Raw genomic sequence first — 4,374 nt, 5'->3', positions numbered from 1 at the left:
GACTGGCCGTCCGCACCGGGGCTGAGCGCGGCGCGCCAGCGCGACGAGCTGCTGCGGTACCTGGACGCGGCGGTGAAGAGACGGCTGAACACCGTGATCTTCCAGGTGCGGCCCACCGCGGACGCCCTGTGGCCCTCCCCGCACGAGCCCTGGTCGGCCTGCCTCACCGGGACCCAGGGCCGGGACCCCGGCTGGGACCCGCTGGGCACCGCCGTCGCCGAGGCGCACGCCCGGGGGCTGGAGCTGCACGCCTGGTTCAACCCGTACCGGGTGGCCACGCACACCGACCCGTCCCGCCTGGTGGCCGGGCACCCCGCGCGCAGGAACCCGGACTGGGTGGTGCCGTACGGCGGCAAGCTGCACTACAACCCGGGCCTGCCCGAGGTGCGCGCCTTCGTCGAGGACGCGATCCTCGACGCGGTCGAGCGGTACCCGGTGGACGCCGTGCACTTCGACGACTACTTCTACCCGTACCCGGTCGCCGGGCAGACCTTCGACGACAAGGCCGCCCACAAGGCGCACGGCGACGGGTTCTCCACCCGCGCCGCGTGGCGACGGAACAACATCGACCTGCTGGTGCGGGAGACCTCCGCGCGGGTGCACGCCGCCCGCCCGGGCACCCGGTTCGGGATCAGCCCGTTCGGCGTCTGGCGCAACGCGAACACCGATCCGCGCGGCTCGCAGACCCGTGCCGGGGTGCAGACCTACGACGACCTGCACGCGGACACCCGTACATGGGTGCGCGAGGGCTGGATCGACTACGTCGTGCCGCAGCTGTACTGGCACATCGGACAGAGCGCCGCCGACTACGCCGTGCTCGCCGAATGGTGGGCGGACACCGCGCGCGGCACGCCGACGGCCCTCTACCTCGGAGAGGCGCTCTACAAGGCCGGCGACCCGGCGCAGGCCGCGGCCTGGCAGGACCCGCGCGAACTCTCCCGCCACCTCGAACTCGCTGCCGCGCTGCCCGAGGTGGGGGGCCACGTCTTCTTCTCGGCGAAGGAGGTCGTGGCGGACCCGAGCGGCGCGCTGGCCCGCGTCGTCGCGGACCACTACGCCGGCTGACCGACTCGTCGTGGGGGCCCGCCCGCCGGGTCCGCCGACGGTGACCGCCGCGGGCCGGGTCCACGGACGCTGACCGCCGCCAGGCCCGCGGGCGGTCAGGTCCGGAGGCGGTCAGGTCTAGAGGCGGCCAGGTCTAGAGGCGGCGGCTGCCGCCGGCGGTGACGCCGGGGCCCGTGGCCAGGTGCTTGACCTCGGTGTCCGGGCCGGGCCACAGCATCGCCTCGTGGCCGTCCTCGAACCGGACGCGGTAGGGCGGGGTGCCGTCGGGACCGAGGACCTCGATCACCTCGGCGGCCCGGTCGCCCGCACCGACCACCCTGCCGTGCGTCACCAGCCTGTCACCCACTCGTGCGTACATGGCGGGCCTCCTCGTCTCGTCGTCCAGCGATCCGTTCCAGGAGCTCCCCCCTCGTTCCGAGTCTACGAGCGGGGCCCGCGTCCGGCAGGGGCAGCGGCAGGCGGCGGTGCACGACGGCCCCCGGCCCGTGACGGGCGGGGAAATCGCGTTGCGGGACCGCGCCGGCGCTGGAAGCCTCCCGCCATGAGCGATCTGCCGCCCCTCCCCGAGGGGTACGAGTTCTCCGCCGACCCCGCCCGCGTGGACGCCGACCTGGTCCACCACTGGCTCTCCACCGACGCCTACTGGGCGCTCGGCCGCACCCGCGCCAAGCACGACGCCGCGATGGCCGGGTCGCTGAACTTCGGGGTGTACGACGCCGTCAGCGGCGTCCAGGCGGCCTACGCCCGCGCGATCACCGACCGGGCCACCTTCGGCTGGCTCTGCGACGTCTACGTCGACCCGGAGGTACGCGGCAAGGGCATCGGCGCCGCCATGGTGGCCCGGGTCCGCGAGGAACTGCGCGCCTTCGGGCTGCGGCGGATCCTGCTCGCCACGCACGACGCCCACGGGGTCTACGCCCGCCTGGGCTTCGAGCCCCTCGCGCGCCCCGACCACTGGATGGCGCTCCAGCTCGGCTGACCGCCCGGGCACCGGGTGCCGGGTACACGGGTGGCGGGCGTGTGGGTGCCGGGCGCGCGGTCGCCGTGCCCGGCTCCGCCCGCCCTCTTGACCCGCCCATCGCGCGGGTCGAACATCACCGCATGCATGTTCGGGTCACCTTCGTTGCAGCCGCGAGCAGCACCCGCCCGATCGCCGAGCGATTCGACGACGACAGCCCCCTGGACCGGGAGGCCTGGGAGGGGATCCAACGTGCCGTGCCCGGCCTCGCACCGCTGGCCGCCGCCGACCTGCGCTACTGCTCGCCCACCCCGCGCAGCAGGGCCACCGGCGAGCTGCTGGGCTACGTCCCGCTGGTGCAGCCCGCGCTTCGCGACTGCGACATGGGCCGGTGGCGCGGCATGACGCTGGGCGAGGCGATGGCCCGCGAACCGCAGGCCGTGGACGCCTGGCTCGCCGACCCGCGCTCCGCGCCGCACGGCGGGGAGTCGCTGCACGGCTTCATCACCCGCGTCGGCGGCTGGCTCGACACCCGGCCCTCGGACGACGGGGCCACCATCACCGCCGTGGCGGAGCCGGGCGTGATCCGGGCGGCGCTCACCTACGCCCTCAAGGCGCCGCCGTCCGTCTTCTGGAACGTCGACGTCCGCCCGCTCGCCGCCGTCACCGTCCTCGGCCGCCCCGGCCGCTGGAGCGTGCGGCTGGACGTGCCCTACGCGCCTCCGGTGCGGGCGTAGCGGGTGGTCAGCACCAGGTCCTTCGCCGGACCGCGCACCCGCCACACGGTGCGCCACCGGTCCGCGTCCAGCACCGTGAACTCGCCCTCGTAGAGGTCCGCGGCGCAGGGGTGCGTGGCGGTGAAACGTCCCTCCGCCAGGTCGAGCGCGTGGAACTCCCGCCCGTCGGCGAACCGCACGTCCGCCGAGGAGGGGGTGGTCCCCGGCAGCAGCCGCAGCGTCCGGCCGGCGGGACGTGACACGCCCTGCCACACGAAGTCGCCGTCCTCCCGCTGCACGAGCCCTTCCTCCGGCGCCGTCGGCGGCCCGAACACGGTGACGCCGCTGAACCGGCCCTCCTCCCCGGAGGCGAGGTCGCGCACCGTGCGCTCGGTGTGCCAGGTTCCGGGCAGATAGGCCCAGAGGTCCGGCACCGGACGGAACTCCTCGGGCATCGCCACGTTCGCTCCCTTTCCTTCTCCCGCCGCGTCTCCCGCCGCGTCTCCCGCCGCGTCCTCCGCCGAGCCTCCCGCTCCCGCGGTCCCGCGCGCCGGCCCACCGCCGTCCTGCCGCCGAGCGGAATGCAGCCAGCCGGTATGTGTTGAAGACAGTATGAAGAAGATCGGTTTTCTCTCCTTCGGCCACTGGTCGGACACCCCGCACTCGCGGACCCGGACCGCGTCCGACGCGCTGCTCCAGGCGATCGACCTCGCCGTCGCCGCGGAGGAGCTGGGCGTGGACGGCGCCTACTTCCGCGTGCACCACTTCGCCCAGCAGTACGCCTCGCCGTTCCCGCTGCTCGCGGCGATCGGCGCGCGCACCCGCAGCATCGAGATCGGCACCGGCGTCATCGACATGCGATACGAGAATCCCATGTACTTCGCCGAGGACGCAGGAGCCGCCGACCTGATCTCCGGGGGCCGCCTCCAGCTCGGCATCAGCCGCGGTTCACCGGAGCAGGTGATCGACGGCTGGCGCTACTTCGGCTACCAGCCCCCGGAGGGCGGCAGCGACGCCGACATGGCGCGCACCCACACCGAGGTGCTGCTGGAGGTGCTCAAGGGCGGGGGATTCGCCAAGCCGAACCCGCGCCCCATGTTCCCCAACCCGCCCGGGCTGCTGCGCGTCGAACCGCACTCCGAGGGCCTGAGGGAGCGCATCTGGTGGGGTTCCGGCTCCAACGCCACCGCCGTCTGGGCCGCCGAGCTGGGCATGAACCTGCAGAGCTCCACCCTCAAGGACGACGAGAGCGGCGAGCCCCTCCACGTCCAGCAGCGCAAGCAGATCGAGGCCTACCGCGAGGCCTGGCGGGCGGCCGGCCACGCACGCGAGCCGCGGGTCTCCGTCAGCCGCTCCGTGTTCGCCCTGGTCGACGACCGGGACCGCGCCTACTTCGGCCGGGAACGGGACTCCGAGGACCACTTCGGGAACATCGACGCCAGGACGCGGGCCGTCTTCGGCCGCTCCTACGCCGCCGAACCGGACGTCCTCGCCGAGGAGCTGGCCAAGGACGAGGCGATCGCCGCCGCCGACACCCTGCTGCTCACCGTGCCGAACCAGTTGGGCGTCGACTACAACGCGCACGTCCTGGAGGCCGTCCTCACCCACGTCGCCCCGGCGCTGGGCTGGCGCTGA

6 protein-coding genes are annotated in these 4,374 nt (G+C 74.1%); 4 read left to right on the top strand and 2 right to left on the bottom strand.

The genetic code is table 11. The features are described from left to right. Positions 1–1,065 (top strand): glycoside hydrolase family 10 protein (locus tag HW445_RS19880; protein WP_180222342.1); only part of this gene is annotated, 1,065 nt, incomplete at its 5' end. 133 nt (positions 1,066–1,198) lie between these two features. On the opposite strand, the gene HW445_RS19875 is transcribed toward HW445_RS19880, so the two are convergent. Continuing rightward, a complete protein-coding gene (locus HW445_RS19875) occupies positions 1,199–1,423 on the bottom strand; it encodes a DUF1918 domain-containing protein (protein WP_180222341.1) in 225 nt (74 codons plus the stop codon). Positions 1,424–1,606: 183 nt separating this feature from the next. On the opposite strand from HW445_RS19875, the gene HW445_RS19870 reads away from it, so the two are divergent. Together HW445_RS19870 and HW445_RS19865 are read left to right on the top strand one after the other, a co-directional pair. Beyond that, positions 1,607–2,044: a GNAT family N-acetyltransferase gene (locus HW445_RS19870; protein ID WP_180222340.1), complete on the top strand. Its 438-nt coding sequence runs from the start codon at positions 1,607–1,609 to the stop codon at positions 2,042–2,044. Positions 2,045–2,166: 122 nt separating this feature from the next. Then, complete coding sequence (locus HW445_RS19865; RefSeq protein ID WP_180222339.1) at positions 2,167–2,760, top strand: histidine phosphatase family protein; 594 nt, start codon at positions 2,167–2,169, stop codon at positions 2,758–2,760. Here the strand turns inward: HW445_RS19865 and HW445_RS19860 are convergent. Then, positions 2,736–3,194: a DUF6314 family protein gene (locus tag HW445_RS19860; protein WP_180222343.1), complete on the bottom strand. Its 459-nt coding sequence runs from the start codon at positions 3,192–3,194 to the stop codon at positions 2,736–2,738. The two genes, HW445_RS19865 and HW445_RS19860, sit on opposite strands and share 25 nt — an antisense overlap. Before the next feature lie 157 nt (positions 3,195–3,351). Between HW445_RS19860 and HW445_RS19855 the strand changes: the two genes are divergently transcribed. Next, positions 3,352–4,374, top strand: coding sequence for an LLM class flavin-dependent oxidoreductase (locus tag HW445_RS19855; protein WP_180222338.1), 1,023 nt, complete (start codon positions 3,352–3,354; stop codon positions 4,372–4,374).

Source organism: Streptomyces sp. UH6, from assembly GCF_013421635.1.
Taxonomy (GTDB): Bacteria; Actinomycetota; Actinomycetes; order Streptomycetales; family Streptomycetaceae; genus Streptomyces; species Streptomyces abyssomicinicus.
This window is presented reverse-complemented; position numbering and strand designations above follow the sequence as displayed.